Annotated in this window: 13 protein-coding genes; 2 read left to right on the forward strand and 11 right to left on the reverse strand. The window is 57.8% G+C overall.

What is annotated here, in order from left to right; genetic code table 11:
- Positions 1-378 precede the first annotated feature (378 nt).
- Together B2A78_RS12095 and B2A78_RS12100 are read left to right on the forward strand one after the other, a co-directional pair.
- On the forward strand, positions 379-2202 hold the full coding sequence (locus B2A78_RS12095) for a glycoside hydrolase family 15 protein (protein ID WP_077730249.1): 1824 nt from the start codon (positions 379-381) through the stop codon (positions 2200-2202).
- A gap of 346 nt (positions 2203-2548) precedes the next feature.
- Entirely contained in the window at positions 2549-2968 is a 420-nt protein-coding gene (locus B2A78_RS12100) for a hypothetical protein (protein WP_077730250.1), read from the forward strand.
- 234 nt (positions 2969-3202) lie between these two features.
- Here B2A78_RS12100 and B2A78_RS12105 read toward each other — a convergent pair whose 3' ends face one another.
- The 11 genes from B2A78_RS12105 to B2A78_RS12155 form a co-directional block, all read right to left on the reverse strand.
- On the reverse strand, positions 3203-4801 hold the full coding sequence (locus B2A78_RS12105; protein ID WP_077730251.1) for a hypothetical protein: 1599 nt from the start codon (positions 4799-4801) through the stop codon (positions 3203-3205).
- Between the two features lie 750 nt (positions 4802-5551).
- Positions 5552-6469, reverse strand: a complete 918-nt coding sequence (locus B2A78_RS12110; RefSeq protein ID WP_077730252.1) for a methyltransferase domain-containing protein — start codon at positions 6467-6469, stop codon at positions 5552-5554.
- Between the two features lie 230 nt (positions 6470-6699).
- A complete protein-coding gene (locus B2A78_RS12115; protein WP_205780761.1) occupies positions 6700-7722 on the reverse strand; it encodes a sulfotransferase in 1023 nt (340 codons plus the stop codon).
- A gap of 258 nt (positions 7723-7980) precedes the next feature.
- On the reverse strand, positions 7981-9360 hold the full coding sequence (locus B2A78_RS12120; protein WP_077730254.1) for a hypothetical protein: 1380 nt from the start codon (positions 9358-9360) through the stop codon (positions 7981-7983).
- Positions 9361-9566: 206 nt separating this feature from the next.
- Entirely contained in the window at positions 9567-10955 is a 1389-nt protein-coding gene (locus B2A78_RS12125; protein ID WP_077730255.1) for a hypothetical protein, read from the reverse strand.
- 619 nt (positions 10956-11574) lie between these two features.
- Positions 11575-12774 carry a hypothetical protein gene (locus B2A78_RS12130; RefSeq protein WP_143735162.1) on the reverse strand — a complete coding sequence of 400 codons (1200 nt, stop codon included), beginning with the start codon at positions 12772-12774 and terminating at the stop codon, positions 11575-11577.
- Between the two features lie 41 nt (positions 12775-12815).
- Entirely contained in the window at positions 12816-13562 is a 747-nt protein-coding gene (locus B2A78_RS12135; RefSeq protein WP_077730257.1) for an outer membrane lipoprotein-sorting protein, read from the reverse strand.
- Between the two features lie 57 nt (positions 13563-13619).
- On the reverse strand, positions 13620-14870 hold the full coding sequence (locus B2A78_RS12140; protein ID WP_077730258.1) for an ABC transporter permease: 1251 nt from the start codon (positions 14868-14870) through the stop codon (positions 13620-13622).
- Positions 14867-15607, reverse strand: a complete 741-nt coding sequence (locus tag B2A78_RS12145) for an ABC transporter ATP-binding protein (RefSeq protein ID WP_077730259.1) — start codon at positions 15605-15607, stop codon at positions 14867-14869. Before B2A78_RS12145 ends, B2A78_RS12140 begins: the two co-directional genes overlap by 4 nt.
- A 28-nt stretch (positions 15608-15635) precedes the next feature.
- Entirely contained in the window at positions 15636-17507 is a 1872-nt protein-coding gene (locus B2A78_RS12150; protein ID WP_077730260.1) for a polyketide synthase dehydratase domain-containing protein, read from the reverse strand.
- A 2-nt stretch (positions 17508-17509) separates the two neighbouring features.
- Positions 17510-18730, reverse strand: coding sequence for a type III polyketide synthase (locus B2A78_RS12155; protein WP_077730308.1), 1221 nt, complete (start codon positions 18728-18730; stop codon positions 17510-17512).
- Positions 18731-18766 lie beyond the last annotated feature (36 nt).

The raw sequence follows: 18766 nt of genomic DNA on the forward strand, positions 1-18766 counted from the left end.
CCGTGTGGCTGGATTCCGGCTTCCCTGCCGGAATGACGGGTCCGGGCACGTTTCGGGTCGCTCGTAAGTTGTGTATAACGATGAGAGCTCCTGCTTGGGAATACGGCCTTGGAAGCTCCAGCCTCGCAAAGGGCAGGAAGCCGGAGCCTCCAAGACTTGGGTTCCCAACCTTGAGGTTGGGAACCAACATCTGGTTTGATTTCTCGCGAGGTCCGGCCGTTCCGGAGTTCCGCATGCCGCCATGATTTACCTTTGTCAGAGCTTCCGGTTTCAGACGGAGCGAAGGCACTCCCGCATGCCCTGTCGGTCGAATCGATCAAGGTCTCACTCCGTGCGTTCGGTGCTTGTCCTGCGTCCCATCCGACTGGAGATACAGCCGTGAGCCAGCTTCCCATCGCTGACTACGCCTTTCTGTCCGATTGCCACGGGGCCGGCCTGGTCAGCCGCGCCGGCTCGGTCGACTGGCTTAACTTTGCCCGTTTCGACGCGCCCGCGATCTGCTCGCGGCTTCTGGATACGGACGGCGGCCATTGGGCCATCCGCCCGGTTGGCCAAGCATCGACGCGCCGCCGGTATCTCGACGGCACCCTGGTGCTTGAAACGACCTTCGAGACGCCGACCGGCACCGTGGTTCTGACCGACGCGCTGGCGATGGGACCCAACGAACGCGGCCACCAGCTCGGCGCCGACGCGCCGCATACCCTGATCCGCAGCGTCCGATGCCTGGCCGGGCACGCAGACCTCGAGATCGAGTACGCGCCCCGGCCGGAGTATGGGCTGGTCTTTCCCTTGTTGGTTCCGGTCGTTGGCGGCGTATCCGCGCGGGGCGGCGCCTCGGTGCTCCATCTCAGTTCGCCCGTGCCGTTTCAAATCACCCGTTCGACGGCATGGGCGGGCGTGAGAATCGAAGCCGGCCAACGCCTGGACTTCGCCTTGCAGCATCGTTCGAGTTCCGAAGCCGCGCCTCGAGTCTGGACCGAAGCGGATATCGCCGAACGGTTGGACGACACCATCACCGCCTGGCGCAGCTGGTCCGATCTCCACCAGAACTACGAAGGACCGTGGCGGGAGCTCGTCCGCCACAGCGGGCGCGTGCTTCAGGGGCTGACCTATTTTCCGACCGGCGCCATCGTGGCCGCACCGACGACTTCGCTGCCGGAAGCCGTGGGCGGCAGCCGCAATTGGGACTACCGCTACACTTGGGTGCGCGATGCGAGTTTCACCCTGGAAGCGCTGTGGGTGGCGGCCTGCCCGGACGAAGCCTATAAATTCTTCGACTTCTTGGCAGGCTCGGCCTTGACCCAGATCGAGCGCGGCGTGGATATGCAGATCATGTTCGGCATCGGCGGCGAGCACGATCTGACCGAACGCGAGCTGCCACATCTGTCCGGCTGGCGGGGTAGCCGTCCGGTCCGGGTCGGCAATGGCGCCTGGAATCAGCGGCAGCTCGATGTCTACGGCGAGCTGTTGAACGCAGCGTACCGGCTACAGGGACAGCTCACCACTCTCGATCCCATCACCCGTAATTTCCTCGCCGATGTCGCCGACGCTGCCGGTCGTTATTACCGCGATCCGGATCAGGGCATTTGGGAAATCCGCGGTCCGCCGCGAGACTTCCTGTACTCGAAACTGATGTGCTGGGTCGCCCTCGACCGGGCCATCGGGCTCGCAGATCTGCTCGGCGCCGCGGATCGTGTCGAGCGCTGGCGCGCCGTCCGCGAGGAAATCCGCCAGGCGATTCTTACCCAGGGTTGGAGCGAGCGGGCTCAGTCCTTTACTCAGGCGTTCGGTTCGGACGAGCTCGATGCTTCGGTCCTGATGATGGCGCTGGTCGGCTTCCTGCCGGCGGACGATCCCCGCATGCTGGCGACGATCGATGCGATCGAGCGGGAGTTGACGGACAAACGGGGGCTGGTATTCCGCTATCGCGCCGACGACGGGTTGAAAGGAGAGGAGGGCACTTTCCTGCTCTGCACTTTCTGGCTTGCCCACGCAGTCGCTTTGGCAGGAGAGGTCGAGCGCGCCAAGGGCATCCTGGCCCGCGGCGCCGTTTATGCCAACGATGTGGGCCTGCTCGCCGAAGAGGTCGATCCGAGCACGGGCGAGCTGCTCGGCAACTTCCCGCAAGCCTTCAGCCATATCGGCTTGATCAACGCCGCGTGGGCGATTGCCGAGGCCGAGCAAGCCCGATCGGCACCGTAATTCCATTCGACATTCGAGTGAACATTCATCGTAGGATGGGTAGAGCGAAGCGAAACCCATCGATGGTGGGTTAGCCCCTAGGCTCCGCGTAACCCGCCGATTCGAGGTCGCTGCGCGCCTGACCTATCCTACTTCGTCGGCCGAAGAATCGATCGTCGGCACCGGCGATCCTCATCTTTCTTTAATCTTTTCCCCGGCGGCGTTCTCATGTTGCTTCCGTACTCTAGTACCCGACGGGTGCGGCGATTCCTGGACACGTATCTAAAGGCGCACCGGTAAGAGCCGTTTTTTTGGGGGCCGCCTCGGTGCGGAGTCAGAGACTGATCTAATGCGTTAAAGGTGACTCATGCCAGCAAACATGCGGCAAGACGAGAGGATCGAGGTTTTTTCATTCATTGCCTTGTATGAAGGCCTCAGTGGACTGCTGATCGATCTCGATCTCTATGTGTTCAATAAGGCGGGCGAATTGATCGAGTGCCAGCCCATATGGAAGGGAAAGACCGTAGTGGCGCTTTCCGGGAGGGAACTGAGTAACGCGCGAGTCATGATCGGGCCGCCCATACGTGATTCCATACGCGGGCCAATCACGATGGACATGATTCGGAATTACCATGGTTTCGAGGTCGGGTTCGATTTAGTGCCCAAGACCCGCTCGGTTACGCTTTCCGCCGTGCCGGAGGCAATTTGGCGGACATGGCAACAATCGGGCTCATGGAGCAAAAGCAGAAAACATCCCAACGCGTTCGACGGTTTTCTATTTTGGTAGATGTCGGCGTCGTCTTGGTAGCGATTCCGTTGCGCCATTGAGAGCATTTTCCGGCTTGGCGTAGCGCTCCCAACGTGGAATAGGTCGGAAAAGCGGCTTCGTCGGCAACGGGTTGCCGACCTACGAATAGGTACGGGACAGTTCCCCCATCTAGCCGCTCTACATGGTATTTGCTTTTGTCTGCCTGACTTAAGGAGTGCCGCGCTGCGGCACTCCTTTCCCGATCTCTCGATGTTACGGCTTTACTCCGATGAGTTTCCAACCGCCATCCGGAGAGAGATTTGCTCTGCTGGACGATCCCACATAGAGGACATCTTTCGTTGGAAGCATGTTCCGCACACCCATAACGGTTTCGGGATGGCCGAAGCCGTTTATGGTCCACGGTACTGCCTTGGAATTCCCATCGGGGAAGACCCAAAGGTCGGCACCGGGATTCTTGCTGAAGTTGACGCTGGATCCCGAGTCGAGCGTTCCCACGGCCAGCTTTCCTTGGAAAACCGCCATGGTCCAGGTATAGACATTGGTCGGAACGTCGAAGCCCGCCGCGCCGTAGAGCGGGGTCATGCCGCCCAGATTGTTATCCACCATGCTCCAAGTGCTGCCGTTGTATTTCGGTAACTGCTTTTCCCCGTAGAGCAGTTGAATCTCGGGACTGCTACCGAAATTGCGGCCGCGGAAGATCGGAATGGCCCGGCTGAGGTTCTTTTGGGTTTCGGTACGATCCTGGGGCTCTCCGTAGGTACTTACGAACGTGCTATAGACCGACCACGGCGGGTTCATATGTCCCCAGTAGAGGTAACCGGCGAACGAGGCCAAGTCGCCCACCCCTTGGGTCGAGGCAACGAGGTCGTCGACTTCGTAGTCATTTACTTCCCAAACCTTGGTCCAAAGGCCAGCATGGATAAGCCGCAAGCCTCCTGCGGGAATCGGCGGACTCATCCAGATCCCGGCCGGCGGGTTGTTGGTTCCGAGGAAGCTGCCGACCGAGCTGGACAGTGTCGACGGACGCCAGGTGGCCACGAAAAGACGCCCTTCGTGCACGGCCAGATTGACCGCATCGTTGTCTACCATACCCACTGTCGTGAAGCTGAAAGGATTGCTTCGAGTTCCCGTCCAGCGCAGTATTTCGCCGCCTCCGGTGAGTGTCTGCACGCCGGTATACATGGCGCCCTGCGCAGAGACGAATTTGCGGATGTTGGCGTATCGCAACAAAGTCGTCGAGCCGAGATATTGTTTGGTATCGGCATCGAAGGCAAACAAATTGACGCTCACCCCGAGCTGGCCCGGACCGGCGAGTATTGCCACGCCATTGGATACGCCGGCCGACCGCAAGCCCAAGGTCTCGTTGATGAGCGGGTCGTTCGGCGTCACATTGGTTTGCTTACCGGTGGCGATGTCATAAACCCATACCTGCGGCGGTCTCCAGTCGCCCAGGAATTGGCGCAATGGTACGGGAACGCCGGGGTATTGGCTCAGCGAGCCCTCGAGGACGTTGATGGGATTGCCGGTGGAATCGTTAGCGAAATCGCATTCCTGCAATCCGTCGCCTGCGGTTTGTCCTATACCCGCGACATTGGCTCCAGTTCCGATCCAGAGGGTCTGTTTCCATTGGGCCAGACCCCAAAGATAGGCCTGATTTCGCTTGGGCGTCGTGCCGGTGGGGCAGGCTCCATTTGCCGACGCGGCGACATAAGGCATGCCGCAGCCGTTCCAGCACTCGTCCGGGACGGCCTTCGCCAAGACGGTAGCGGTCTGCGCGTGGGAAACCGTTACCGCCGAATGGAAAATAAAAAGAGATAAGGGAAAAACAACTCGCCAATTGCACTTGATCATGTCGATACTCCTTTTTCCAAAGTGCATGTTTCCTGTTCGTATCATATTGCCCGTAACCGGGCAGAACTCGCATATTTGTTATATGTAATCGTTGAATTAAGTGGTTGCTTTCATTCTCCTCCTGAGTTGTTTTTGAATTTTTATTACGAGATTTCGGTATGGCACCGAATATTTTATTACGCGAATCTTATGCCATATCTATATTTTTAATTAGATCAATTATTTGCTTGGAGATAGTAAAGTGTCTGTAAAATTTTCTGACACCTTGATATTGCCGATCACGCGGGGAAGTTATGCCAATTCTTTGGAAAAAGGATATTCAGCGAACGTAGGCTGAGCCGAAATCGTAATATGTCCGGATCATGTGTATATTTATAATTATAATTATAGGTTAATTACTTGGCTTGGTATGGCGAATCGATTGTAAAATTTTCTGACACTGTTATTTGCTTGAAAGGCTAATTTCAAATCGCTTTCGATAAGGACTTGCTTTCGTAGGGTGGGTTAGGCGCACATCAGCACTGACTGACCGCCGATCACCGCGCTTTGCGTGCGCCGTAACCCACCCTATCGAAAGCCGAATGGAATAAAATGCCGGCTCTCAGCGAGTTTTGATTAACTGAAAAACGCCGGGAGTCTAATATTAATGAATTATTTTTTAGCCCATGAAAGCTCTTTGTATATTCGATGTCTATGCAGTGGACGGTGCAAGTTCAGGCAGTACTATTAAAGTTGCGATAATTCGGGTTTTTATTTCGTTTTATATACTCTTTCGGTTGCGGGAATTTCTTTTTCTAATGCCAGTTGCCAACGAAATGCCCATTTCCATTTAATATTCCTCTTTGCCTCAGAAAATTCGTCTGTCAGCCTCTCCAGGTCCTTTTTCCGGAATCCCCGCAGGATGGAGATTAATCCATCGTGACGGGTAATGGTGGATGAGGCTGTAACAAAGGCGAACAATTCAAAAAGATGATAAGCAACAGGACTTCTGTGCAGGTCGTTGACCACAACTGCCAACCTGCACTGCTCGTAAGAATTCTTCAACAATTCTTCTGCCTTTCGGTTGTCGAAATGGTGAAGAAACAAGCTCATCACGACGATGTCAAACCGCCTTTTTTTAAACTCGTCCGAAAAAACATCTATCTTTTCAAAGCGTATCTCCGGAAAATCTTTCGATTGCGAAGTCGCATACCGAATAATCGAGTCGTTTATATCGACGGCGGTTACTGAAACCGGGATGTTTTTCCTTCGACACCATTTGACGACTGCTCTGGGAAGATCGCCGCTACCGCAACCCAGATCAACAACTTCTATCGGACGGCCGAAATCATGCTGTTCAAGTAACGGTGCGATGGCCGAAACCAACGCTTTTTCTCCGCCCAGCCAGCGGTTGACCCTGGCGATATCCTCTAGGTTTTTGATCAGATCATCACCGCCGAGCGTTGGGTCGTCGAGGAGCTCGCTGAGATTGGAGCGTTGCGAAAAGCTGTTCATGATTATTCCTCCAATTGTTTCAAACCACTGTGTTTTCACCGGAATTGCCACCATCAAACGGATGTCCGGACATAACGGATAGTCTTTCGTCATGCGTCCCGAAACATTCGCAGAAATGCCGATGACAATTCCGAAATGAAACTTCTCCATGGCGGCATCGTTGGCCGTTTCCATCGCCAGCCATTTGTCTACGCTGCCTTTCGGTGCGATCCACCCGTTTTGCGGAACGGCAATAAGTTATTAATCAGGCCCGTAAATACCCTCCTGGTATTTCGGGCCGCCGCCCAGGCCCGGTACACGCCCGGCCTGGGCTCACGCGGCTTGTCGCCGCGCCGGGGCATCCTTGCCCCGGATTAACCCGGCCTATATTTATAGGCCGGGTTAATAATCGGAGCCTCCTCAACCTAAGCCGCATCATTCCTGCGCATAGGGGTGCCCAGTCCGCTCGCATACCCATAGCGTTCTATTACCTGCCCCCAGCGTCGGGTAATTTCCTCCCTCAGTTCCGGGGTGAGGTCGTAGCGATTGGTACGATAATCGTTCGTCTCTTCTAGGTACTGCTTCAATTTGGGAAGCATTCGCTCGAAATCGCTTAGTTCCAGCTGGTCGTACAGCTTACGGAGTTGCCCGACCGGATCTTGCACGAGGTCCTCGTATCGCAGTTCATGGAAGCGGGGGGCGTGGAGCAGCGGGCGTGCTTCCTCGAGCTTCTGGAACATATGCAAGAAATTTTCGAACACGTAGTCTTCCAGATCGTCGTATTTCGGTTCTTGCAAGCCCTGAGCCTCGTACAAGGATTTCCACAAATGCATCGTCGAGAGAAACAGGGTGTAAGGGTCGCGCACGATGTGAACGAACTGTGCATCCGGAAACAGCTCGAGTAAGACCTTGATTCGATAAGTGTGGGTGGGGGATTTCAACAGGATACGTTTGGGGTTGCGTATCGTCAGCTGCTTGAGAAATTTTACGAAGCCGTCTTTCCAGCGCCGCAGTTCCCGCGACGGGACATCTTCCAGACTGAAATATTCGCGGTAGGGATTGCGATTGGGGAAGGCGATCTTCTGGTAAGGGGAAGGCAGTCCGAGATTGCACAGCGCAAACTCGTCTTCCTGGGGACGTTCCCAACCCATGGCCATGTTGTCGAACGGCCGCTGCTCCGGTAATAGAGCCTTGAACAGGAAACCGAGCCAGTGCGCATCGAACCGCTCCGTGAGCAGAAAGCGGTTAGGGTTGAAGCACACGTAAGTGGTTGGATAGGTGAAACGGTCGTCCAGGGCGAGAAGCTCGTGAAGCCACGTGGTGCCGGAACGCCAATGTCCGATGATGAATAAGGGCGCTTGCTTGATTTCCGTTCTGCGCACCCGACGGTTCCATATCAGCTCTTGCAGACCGTGGCTCAAGCTGCCCAGCAATATGACGAATGTCATGGCCACAATCCGGGGTATGCGTCGCACCCCAACGTCAAATCTGTTGTGGGCCAACATTCTTAGCCAGCCGAAAAAATTGCCCCCAAGCCAGATTTTGGCATACGACTTCTTTTCGCTCTGTGTCTTGCTATCGGTTGTATTCGTGGACAAATCCATTTGGGCGATTCCTTCTGTAAGGTTTAGATGAGTGACAGCGAGGCGTTTCCTCTGCGACGCGAAGCGTCCACTACGGCACGAAAAGTCAGCACCGGGACTGCCTCATTGCGCATCTGCGGCCAATCCGCAGCGATCCCGCTCAAACTCGACCTTGGTGCATGTCGTGACGAGCGGAAAGTACTCTCCCATGTGCGCCGTAATGGCGGCGGGATCGTTGTTGGTGCCGGCATAGTAGAGCAGCGCCTCGGCAAATGCCGGGTTTGGCTGCATGTGGCGCAGGATCAGTGCCGGTATGGTATCGGTCGTAGGTAACCAGTTGGCTGCGTTGGCGGGCCGGCTCTCCGGATTGGAAAAGGCGAACGTCACATAGCCGTCGCCATCTTGCGCCGCTTGGGCATCGTACAAGCAGCCGTTAGTAGTCCATAAGGTCGAAGTATTGTGCATGCACAGAGACCAATAGCGGAGCTGCTCGTTGCCGGAAATATCGTCCGGAATGCCCTCGAGGCCCTGGGTGTCGGGGAAGCTGGGCGCCCTGAAGCGCATCACCGTCACCTCGCCGCGCGAGGGACTCAAAAACACCAATAGATACCCGGTCTGAGCGTTGTAGTAGGTGCCCCGGCCGTTCGGATGCGGCGTTACGGCCCGATAACGCGCCAGACCGTTGTTGAAATCGGATGCGGAGGGACTCGGTATGCCCCCTGCTGCGGATGGGCCGTCGATCACGCGGAGGCGAAGCTCGTCTCTCTCTGCGGGAAAGATTTGTGTTTCCCGCGTTTCTTCCGACGACTCGGCGCTTTCTACTAATCTGATAAGCGCTTGCTTCTCTGCTTCCTGGATCCTCCGCATTTTTTCGCACATCTCGTGAATGCCTTCCAGGCTGGTCATTGCGGGGTCATCGACGACGAAATAGAAATCCGGCTGAGGAATGCCGCCGAGTGAATCCGTGCCCGGATCGGGCAGGTACACCCGGTAGGCTACGGAGTTGTATTCCGTCTTGCTTCCATCGTAGCGATAGCCGCCGTAGAGGATATTCGCCGGCCTCGGCGGCTGCGGCGGCCGAGGCCGGCGAATATCCAGTAGATCGACGGTATAAGCGCTTTCCGGGACGTACGGCGTATTCGGGAGGAACGGATTTTCGCCGCGATCGGGCACGATGTCGGTGTCGGCCAGCAGCGCCGTCGAATTCCCCAAGAAATCGTGGTTCTGCCAGGACAGATAGCGTGCTTGAGGGAACTCGGCGCGGAACCGGAAGTGTCCGCCCGGTGGATGTGCCGGGAGCCCCTGCAAGAACCAGTACACGGCGTTACTTTCTATGGCCGGTGCAGTGCTGCTTTGAATCAACCAGCCCGAGCATTCCGTCAAGGCAACCTCCTGGCCTCGGACCAGGTCCCCCTGGGCAAAACTTTCGCTGGGAAGCAACCCGAGCAGGCCACTTCCCATCACGCCTGATATCGTCACAAGCTTGCGGAACGAATCCTTCATTGCACACCTCCTTAAAGGCAATGGGCCAATCCTTAGCCAGTCGAAGACATCCCCCGAGCTTTGTGCTTTGCCATCTACTGTATTTGCGGACAATTCCATTTGAGTGGTTCTTTCCGGTGTAAGCCCCAAGTAAATGACTAAGGAGCGATGCGGTTCTTCGATACGCCGCTTCGACTGTGCCGCGCGTCGACGGCATCGCTCCTGCATCACCGCGTACCTTGCGGCGCCAGCCCACAGCGATCCCGCTCAAACTCGGCCTTGGTGCATGTCGTGACGAGCGGAAAGTACTCTCCCATGTGCGCCGTAATGGCGGCGGGATCGTTGTTGGTGCCGGCATAGTAGAGCAGCGCCTCGGCAAATGCCGGGTTTGGCTGCATGTGGCGCAGGATCAACGCCGGTATGGGGCCGCTGGCGATGGGCAACCAGTTGGTCGCGTTGGCGGGCCGGTTCTCCGGATTGGAAAAGGCGAACGTCACATAGCCGTCGCCATCTTGCGCCGCTTGGGCATCGTACAAGCAGCCCGTGGTAGGCAACCCGGCCGTGGCATCGTGCATGCACAGAGACCAATAGCGGAGCTGCTCGTTGCCGGAAATATCGTCCGGAATACCCTGGAGGCCCTGGGTGTCGGGGAAGCTGGGCGCCCTGAAACGCATCACCGTCACCTCGCCGCGCGAGGGACTCAAAAACACCTGAAGATACCCGGTCTGAGCGTTGTAGTAGGTGCCCCGGCCGTTCGGATGCGGCGTTACGGCCCGATAACGCGCCAGACCGTTGTTGAAATCGGATGCGGAGGGACTCGGTATGCCCCCTGCTGCGGACGGGCCGTCGATCACGCGCTGGCCAATTTCTTTCTCCGCGGTATCTGAAAGCGGCCTATCCTGCCTTGCCGCCAGAGACTTGGTGGTTTTAGCTACTGCGATAAGCGCTTGCTTCTCTGCTTCCTGGATCTTTCGCATTGTCTCGCACATCTTGTGAATGCCTTCCAGGCTGGCCATTGCAGGGTCATCGACGACGAAATAGAAGTCCGGCTGAGGAATGCCGCCGAGTGAATCCGTGCCCGGATCGGGCAGGTACACCCGGTAGGCTACGGAGTTGTATTCCGTCTTGCTTCCATCGTAACGATAGCCGCCGTAGAGGATATTCGCCGGCCTCGGCGGCTGCGGCGGCCGAGCCTCGGGCGGCACATCCAGTAGATCGACGGTATAAGCGCTTTCCGGGACGTACGGCGTATTCGGGAGGAACGGATTTTCGCCGCGATCGGGCACGATGTCGGTGTCGGCCAGCAGCGCCGTCGAAAACCCCAAGAAATCGTGGTTCTGCCAGGACAGATAGCGTGCTTGAGGGAACTCGGCGCGGAACCGGAAGTGTCCGCCCGGTGGATGTGCCGGGAGCCCCTGGACGAACCAGTACACGGCGTTACTTTCTATGGCCGGTGCAGTGCTGTTCTCCATTACCCAGCCCGAGCATTCCGTCAGGGGAACCTCCTGGCCTCGGACCAGGTCCCCCTCAGCAAAACTTTCGCCGGGAAGCAACCCGAGCAGGCCGCTTCCCATCACGCCTGATATCGTCACAAGCTTGCGGAACGAATCCTTCATTGCACACCTCCGTGTAAAGATATGAGCCAACTCCATGGCCAACTGGAGATATCCCTTGAACTTCGTGCTTCGTTATCGATCTGCCGATGAATTCGATTGGACGATTCCTGATTGCATTAAGAAACATTAACCGGGAATGTGATGCGCTCCCTCGATCGCACGAGGTTTGCGACTGCGTTCGGGAAGGACGTCAGCGTCGCTGCGTGGAGCCGAGATAGGAGCCATTGCCGATTGTGACGAAGGCAAACGTAGGCTTGGAATTCATAGGAAAATCTCCTCCCAGAGAAATTGCTGATTCTTCTATTCAGCCGATACTTCATGTAAATGCGCAGATCATTCCAACATCGCCGCTCCAGCGCGAACGCGACTGGTTCGTTCGATCCAGGCATATCCCTGCCTCGGAACAGGCCGATGGAACGCCGTCAGGGCTCCCGACACCGCTGCACCGGGGTTGTCGCCGCGACGCTAGAGAATTTTCCTCTTTCGTGTAGCGCCCCCACGGTGTGATAGGTCGGCAATCCTTTGCCGACGCCCTGGATCGGTGAGAGGCTTTGTCGGCAAAGGATTGCCGACCTGCAACCTTCCCGATCCACGCCGCTAGACCGTAATGAAAAACGCGCTAGAACGTGTACGCGGCGCCCACGAAGAACGAATAATTCAAGAGGCTGCCGAACTCGCTGTCGCGAGAGCCCGTGAAACCGTTGGCAATGACGTACAACAGCGTATGGTCGGTGGCTTCGTATTCGAAGATGCCGATCAGGCGGTCGGACTGGTCGTTCAGATTGTGGATCACCCGGAAATTCACGTTGAAATCGTTCCAGATCTCGGTATCCGAATACTGGAGCATCATGTAGTCTTGGCGAAACATGGGATCGGTGGAGTCGATTTCGCCCCTAAGGAAACATTGATCGATGCGATCCCGCAGGCAGCCGTTTTCGTTATGGAAATATTCCAGGTTGACGGTCGGTCCGGCCTCGAAGGTGTACGAGGCGCCTCCCAGTAATTCGAAGTCGCCGTAATCGCCGTGGGAGCCTTCTCCGTAGAGAAGCAGCGCGTCGGTCACGTTCCAGCCGCCGAAGAAACCGACCCGGTAGCCGGTGTTTTCGCGGTACGAAGGGATGACGGAAAGATACTTGCCATCCCCGGTCCAATCGATCTTGAAGGCATAACCCGGCTGAAAGTCCTGGCCTTGCGCCGAGCCGTCGGCGAATCCCGCTTGGTTGAGACCGAAACCCTGCTGCCGTCCCAACCGGCCTTCATCCGTATTGGCGATGAACGAAACGGCCCAGGTGGAATTCGGTATCCACACGGCCCTCGCATAGCCGAGTCCGGGGACTTCCACTCTCGGGTTGTTCCGCCCGTTCTCCTTGTTGAACGGATTGGACGAAGACAGGAGCACCGACGGTCCCCACTGCAGGTTCTCGCGGCCGTAGGAGACGAACAACTCGTCCATCAGCCGGTAACGCGCGAACCACTCGTTCGTGTAGAACTGCGCCAGGCTGTCTTCTTCGCCCTCCGGGAACCCTTCTTCCCAGCGCTGCCACAGGTAGATGAAGCGTTGTTTGATACCCAGTTCCAGCCGGCGGAAGTCCAGGTTGAGATCCACGCGCGGGTTGATCGACGCCTGATAAGTGGATATCTCCAGGATATTATTGGGATTCAGGCGCGAATTCATTTCCGGTTCCTGGAAAATTCCGAAAGCCAGGACGTTGATCCGCGAATAGAAGCCGCTCTTGATCTCGTCGAAAATGCTCACCGGCCCCGTGGATACGATCACGGGTTCGGTGGCCGCGGCCGCCGTTCCCGATATTGCGCACATGACAAAAACCCATAGTCCCCACGTTAGTCCACCGTTTTTTTTCATTTCATAAAGAGGTTGAGATTGAATACGTAATCCGGAAGTGGCTCGAACCGAGGCTTGGTGAGGTTGAGATAGGTCACGTCCTCGCTCATCAGTTCGTCGTACATGGTGATCTTGGAAATGAACGGGCGCTCCTTTCCGTCGATAAGCACTTTATTGCCGTATTCCATTTCAGCCAATTTGAATTTCTTTCCCGATACCGTGAAGTACTCCGCTTTCACTCCCACCAGGCGCTTTTTCGAAATCCAGTATTTGATCCGATCGTACGTGGTCTTGTCGTTCTTGCTGGTGAGATCGAAAACGTAGCATTCCTCGTCGCCCACCGTGTCGTCGGGCAACTGAGCAGCATTGTAGTCCTCGGCGTAATTGGTCGAGGCGATGTCGCCGTAGGCCGCGTTGCCCATCAGTTTCTGGCGCTGCGAAATGGGGACCGCCTTGCTCAGCCCCGGTTTGTAGAACCACATGTTGTTGTTCGACATGAGCAGCTTGTTGCCCTTGTACTTCGGCGGTGCGAGGCTTATTCCGGAGATGTCGAAGCCGCGCGCCTTGATGTCGTAATTCAAAGAGTCGGTACGGCCGTTTTCGATGGACTCTATCACCACTTCCCAGGAAATGCCCAGGAGGTTGCCCCGCGATTGATCCGCCGTCTTCAGTATAGTCTTGACGTCCGGCGAAGCCGACAACGGCGCGGCGGACAGCAATCCGGCCAGGATTAGCAAGCTTCCGAGCAAGAGGGTCGTTCTCATCGTCTTCTCCTTGTACTTTATCTACTCCATCGAAGCGGTCAACTGTCGCTCCTAGGTTCAGGTATGTCCCAGAGCGCCGACGATCTGCATGCGAGCTGCCGTGCGCGCCGGGAGACTGGCTGCGGCCAGGGAAAGAACGATCAGCAGCAGGATGCTGTAGAGCATGTAATCGGGCACCAGGTAGACCTCCAATGGCACCCGGCGGGTGATTTGGGGCGGTATCCAGGTCGGTTTGAAAAATGCGACGCCCGACCAGGTGATCAGGGTGAGGACCATGCCGAGCAGCGATCCAAGAATCCCCAATAACATGCTTTCGGCCGCGAACAGTCCGACGATGCCGCGGCGCTTGAACCCCAGTGCCCGCAGCGTGCCGATCTCGCGGGTCCGTTCCATGATCGCCATGCTGACGGTATTGATCACGCTCATGACGACGATGGTGAACACGATCAGGAAGGTGAACAGGAAGATCACGTCGAACATCTGCTTCACCTTGGTGTAAAAGGTGGAAAGCTCGTTCCAGGTCTTGACTTCCAGCTTCAAGCCTTCTGCCGCCAGTTCTCCGGCCAGCTGGGCGCGCACGGTTTCCGTTGTGTCGTCGTTCGTCAGCAGCAAGGTCAGGCGATCCACGCTGCCGGTATCGTAGAGGCTCTGGGCGAACTTGAGCGAAACCGACATGAGCTTGTCCTCCAGCGCTTCGACCGGGCCATCGAAGAGCTGAAACACCTGGGCGTCGAGCGCGTTGATCTGTCCCGACACGGTGGGCGCCATGGCGACGGCGTCGGAGCCCAAGTCCAGATTAAGCTGCTCCGCCAGTCCCCGGCTCAGGCCGATGCCGTGAATGACGTCGTCCTCCAGGGATTTGCCGTCGAACAACTGGATTTTCCCTATCATCCCGCGGGCATGCTCGTTGATGCGGCGCACGGCGGACGGCACTCGGCCGGCGGCGATGAAGATCGTCGACACCTTCCCGTTGCTCAGAAGTCCCGAAATGTGGAGCTGCGGTGCCACCACCACGATTTCCGGATGCCGGGCCAGCACCTGTTGAATGACTCCCATCTCTTCTTCGTCGATGAGATAACGGGTCGGATCGAGTTTGCCTTCCTGGAGAAAGCCGGTCTTGAAAACGCTGAGATGGCCGTTACCCTGCGCGTAGATGTAGGAATCCTTGAGGCTGGTGAAGATGTAGGCGGTGAATCCGCCCAGGGTGTTGACCGCCGCAAAGCCGAGGCCGATCGCCAGAATCGTGAACAGCGACCGGCGCCGATTGCGGAAGAGATTTCTTAAGGCGAGCTTGATCCAGGTCATCATAAGCCCACCGATCGGTCTAGCCGCATGGCCGGCTGCTCCGGCGACCTGTCATCGATGATCTCGCCGTCGCGCATCTGAATCTGACGCTCCACACGTTCCAGCAGGCGCTGGTCGTGCGTGGAGAACACGAAGGTCGTGCCGTTGTTGCTGTTGAGTCGTCGCATGAGCTCGGTAATCCTCAAGGCGTTTTCGGAATCCAGATTGGCCGTGGGCTCGTCGGCGATCACCAGTGCCGGATCGGTAACCAGGGCCCGCGCGATCGCGACGCGCTGCTGCTGTCCGCCGGAAAGCTTGGCGGGACGATGCGCCGCGTGGTCGTCCAGCCCCACTTCGGCCAGACGCTTGCGCGCCGCTCGCCTTGCCTGTGCCGTGGAAACTCCGGAGATCTGCAGCGGAAGCATGACGTTTTCCAGAGCCGAGAGTACCGGAATCAGATTGAAGCTCTGGAAGACGAATCCGATTCCGCGGTTTCGAAGCTCGCTGCGCTGGTCGTCCGACAGCGCGGCCACATCCTGGCCTTCGAAACGCACCGTACCCGAAGAGCATACGTCGAGCAGCCCGATAAGATTGCAGAGGGTAGACTTGCCGGAACCCGACGGACCCCAGACGGCCACGAATTCGCCCCTATGAATAGACAGATTCACTGTCTTGAGAGCCGTTATACGGCTTTCGCCGAGGTGATAAACCTTCCCGACCTGGCGAAGCTCTACCAGCAGCGGCGGACCAATCCTGCTCATTATTCAATCCTTTGTGTGTTGATGGCGTTTAGGCTTGCCCCGCTTCCGTCTCCGCAGTCGCGGCGCCGGCATAGGCAATGACGAACTCTTCCAGGCGTACCGTCCGTACCATAATCGTTCGGCCGCTGTCTCGATGGACGATGTGGATCAGACCGTCCTCGCCTATGGCCTGCGCCTCGTAGGCTTTCGGCGAGCCGTTCATGCCGAGACCCAGCAACTTGGCGGCGACCTCCTTGGCGCACCACAGGCGGGTGGCCCATTCGTCGGGGTCGCCGCTCGTGTCACGGAGAAGCGAGCGTTCCGATTCGCCGGCCATGGTCTCCACGAAGCTCGGCTGGCGCGGGCGGATCGGTTCGATATCCACGCCCACGGGTCCCGCATGGGCGATGGCGATAGCGCGATGTTCGCTATGGCTGATGCTGAGCTGCGGCAACCGGTTCGCCTCGGGGACCGGCGCCACCTCGGGCTGGCCCTGGTCGTTGTTGCGAATGATCAGGGCGGCCGGGTGCAGCATTTCTTCCGTCCCGGCTTGCCGCGCCAGCCAGTCGCGCACGGCATCCTTGGCTGCGATGCGCCCCAGCAGCCAATGCTGCAGGCCCGGAGCATGCGAGCGCATGTCGGAAAACGTCTCCATCTCGTCCAGATGAAGGCAGAAGCGAGCGAGGAGCGTACTGTCGAAGCCGGCGATGTCTTCGCCTGAGATCATGCGGCAGCTGGCGGAAGGCGGGAGTGCCGGCAGGTCGAGCGCATGGCTCAGCAAATAGCGGGTCGGCAGGCGGCGAAAATTAAGTAGCCGCTTCTCCCAGCGGAACTTCCAGTCCGTCCAGTCCCTGATCCGCATCCAAACGGCGCCCGCGCCGTCCTGAATCTCGATGTCGGCGGAAAGGAGCTTGCCTTCGTCGCGGGTGATTTCGATTCGCACCGGGCATCGTGTTCCCGGCGTCGGGGTAGGCCGGTATAGCTCGAGCTTGCCGATGCCGACGGGAAAGACGTAGCGCTCTTTTTCCATGGCCCAGATTCCGATCAATTGTCCGACCGCATCGAGCAACGCCGGCTCGGTCAGAAACTGGGGCTTGCGTATGGATCGGAACATGATCTCGGGCGCTTTGACCACCAACTCGCCGGCGGCGCCCCGATCGCCCAGCACGATCTCCCCGACCAGGCATTGATACACGGGTCCGTGGAATAAGTGGCGGCCCCGGTAAATTTCCTCGGCGCTTTTGGGATAGAGACGGGCATTGGCGAACTCCGTGAAGCTGAGCTCGAGATCGAGACGATAGTAGGGCGCGAACAGGACGCGAGCCTGGATCGCCGGAGTCGCTTGGTCTTCGATATGGATGGCGGCGGCGATATGGCAAGTGTTCCGTTCGGCATCCCATTGCTCGAAACGGGCCGAAATCCGGAGACACAGGCGGTCGGTGTCGGCCAGTTCGATCCAGCGCGTGGCCTTCACGTCCTCGAAGCCGATCAGCCCGTAGCCGGGTGCGAGGCAGGCAGCCGTTTCCGCCAGGATCTCCAGGCTTAGGGTCATGGGAACTACCGGCAGACAGGCGAATAGCGGTTTCACCCCGGGCGCATGGACGAAGGCGTGATCCGCGAGATGCAGATCCTCGTCCAGGGTCAACTCGCGCTCCACGGTAATCGACCGGCCGGGCACATGATCGAGAATGCGCCCGATGAAAGGCAAAACGGGCTCGTCGCCGCGTTCCGCATTTTGCCTGGTCCAGTCCTGTGCCGCCGATGCCGGGTCGAACGCATCCCTCGGCTCGTCGGTTGTCGCCGTCGATTCGGCTGGGGAAGGTTCTGGAGTTTCGAGCTCCCTCAGTGACTCCACCTCGTATACCCGCCCGATCAAGGGCGGAAGATCGCTTTCCGTTGCGCGGCTCGATAGTTCCTTCATGATCAGACCTTTTCCAAAACGAGACCCGTAATCGTGAGTCCCGGTCCAAAACCCAGGCAGACGACGCGTCTCCCGCGGGGAATCGACTTGTCGTCCAGGATCGTTTTCAGGATATGAGGCACGGTCGCCGAAGACATGTTGCCGTTCTCGCGGAATACCTCCTTGCTGACCTCCACCTGATCTTCCCGCAGACCCAGTTCGTCCTGAATGTGTTCCACGATCTTCGGCCCGCCCGGATGAATGGCAAAGGTCAGCTCATCCTTTTGCGCGTCGAAATCGATCTCTACCCGCCGCAATAACGACTGGACGAAAGACCGGATGTGCTTCTTGAGGACCACGGGCACCATGACCGACAGGGTCATGTGGAATTGATGAGACCCCGGCACCCAGGTCATGTCCTCGGCGGAATCGGGCAGGAGATGCTCGTTGAACGCCAGGACCTTGAGGCCGGGAATTTTTCTCTCACGCGCCACCGGTTCCGGATACATCGAGTAGCGGATGAATCCGTCCGCGAACAAGGTCATGGTGATGATGTTCTCGGCACGGAAGTCCTCGATGTTGTTGTGGATCGACAGCAGTTCGGTGTGGATGATGTCCACCCGCTCTTTGGGCGGAGTCACCAAGCATTGCGAGGACGACAGAAAACCGTGCGCCATCTTGATGGCGGGGAAGGCGCCGTAGCAGCCCATGTGATAGCTGTGTGTGACCGTGGTGTCGAACCATTCCTTCCGTGCGACCATGCGCTCGACGGGGCTCGGCGCCAGGTAACCGGAGCAGGTCACGTGAATGACGTCGTCCGGCGCTTTGGCCCCGTCGTCGTACATCTGGTTCAGACATCCGTCGACCACCTTGCCGTAGCTCTCGTGCCGGGCTTTGAGGTCCACGCCCTTCGGATCGTTCTTGTCCTTGAACAACTGCAAGTACTCATACTCGGGCTCCGCCAACGTGAACTCGCCGTCCGAGAAGCGGATATCGGTGAGGCGAGGAAAGAACACCAATTGCCGGCGCTTGATATGGGAAGGCGAGAGCGCGTACTTGTCCAGCTTCTCTTTCACTTCCCTGTGAACCCGGCGGAAGCCTTCCTTGTCGCAGATGTCATTGTTCAGGCAATAAGCCTTGGCGAAACCGAAGGCCGCCAGTTCGAGAGTGATGCGCTGCGGGACGGGTTTCGATACCCTCACCGGGGTGAAGTCCGCCAGTACCGCACTGTGTAGATTTGCCATATCCATATGCTCCGTTTACTCCTTGTCGGGTTCACT

Source organism: Methylocaldum sp. 14B (assembly GCF_002005105.1).
In the GTDB taxonomy this organism is placed as follows: domain Bacteria; phylum Pseudomonadota; class Gammaproteobacteria; order Methylococcales; family Methylococcaceae; genus Methylocaldum.

Coding starts and splice junctions, on each gene's coding strand:
- B2A78_RS12100 (WP_077730250.1), top strand. CDS start 2,549: ATGCCAGCAAACATGCGGCAAGACGAGAGGATCGAGGTTTTTTCATTC.
- B2A78_RS12105 (WP_077730251.1), bottom strand. CDS start 4,801: ATGATCAAGTGCAATTGGCGAGTTGTTTTTCCCTTATCTCTTTTTATT.
- B2A78_RS12110 (WP_077730252.1), bottom strand. CDS start 6,469: ATGGAAACGGCCAACGATGCCGCCATGGAGAAGTTTCATTTCGGAATT.
- B2A78_RS12115 (WP_205780761.1), bottom strand. CDS start 7,722: ATGACATTCGTCATATTGCTGGGCAGCTTGAGCCACGGTCTGCAAGAG.
- B2A78_RS12120 (WP_077730254.1), bottom strand. CDS start 9,360: ATGAAGGATTCGTTCCGCAAGCTTGTGACGATATCAGGCGTGATGGGA.
- B2A78_RS12125 (WP_077730255.1), bottom strand. CDS start 10,955: ATGAAGGATTCGTTCCGCAAGCTTGTGACGATATCAGGCGTGATGGGA.
- B2A78_RS12130 (WP_143735162.1), bottom strand. CDS start 12,774: ATGTGCGCAATATCGGGAACGGCGGCCGCGGCCACCGAACCCGTGATC.
- B2A78_RS12135 (WP_077730257.1), bottom strand. CDS start 13,562: ATGAGAACGACCCTCTTGCTCGGAAGCTTGCTAATCCTGGCCGGATTG.
- B2A78_RS12140 (WP_077730258.1), bottom strand. CDS start 14,870: ATGATGACCTGGATCAAGCTCGCCTTAAGAAATCTCTTCCGCAATCGG.
- B2A78_RS12145 (WP_077730259.1), bottom strand. CDS start 15,607: ATGAGCAGGATTGGTCCGCCGCTGCTGGTAGAGCTTCGCCAGGTCGGG.
- B2A78_RS12150 (WP_077730260.1), bottom strand. CDS start 17,507: ATGAAGGAACTATCGAGCCGCGCAACGGAAAGCGATCTTCCGCCCTTG.
- B2A78_RS12155 (WP_077730308.1), bottom strand. CDS start 18,730: ATGGCAAATCTACACAGTGCGGTACTGGCGGACTTCACCCCGGTGAGG.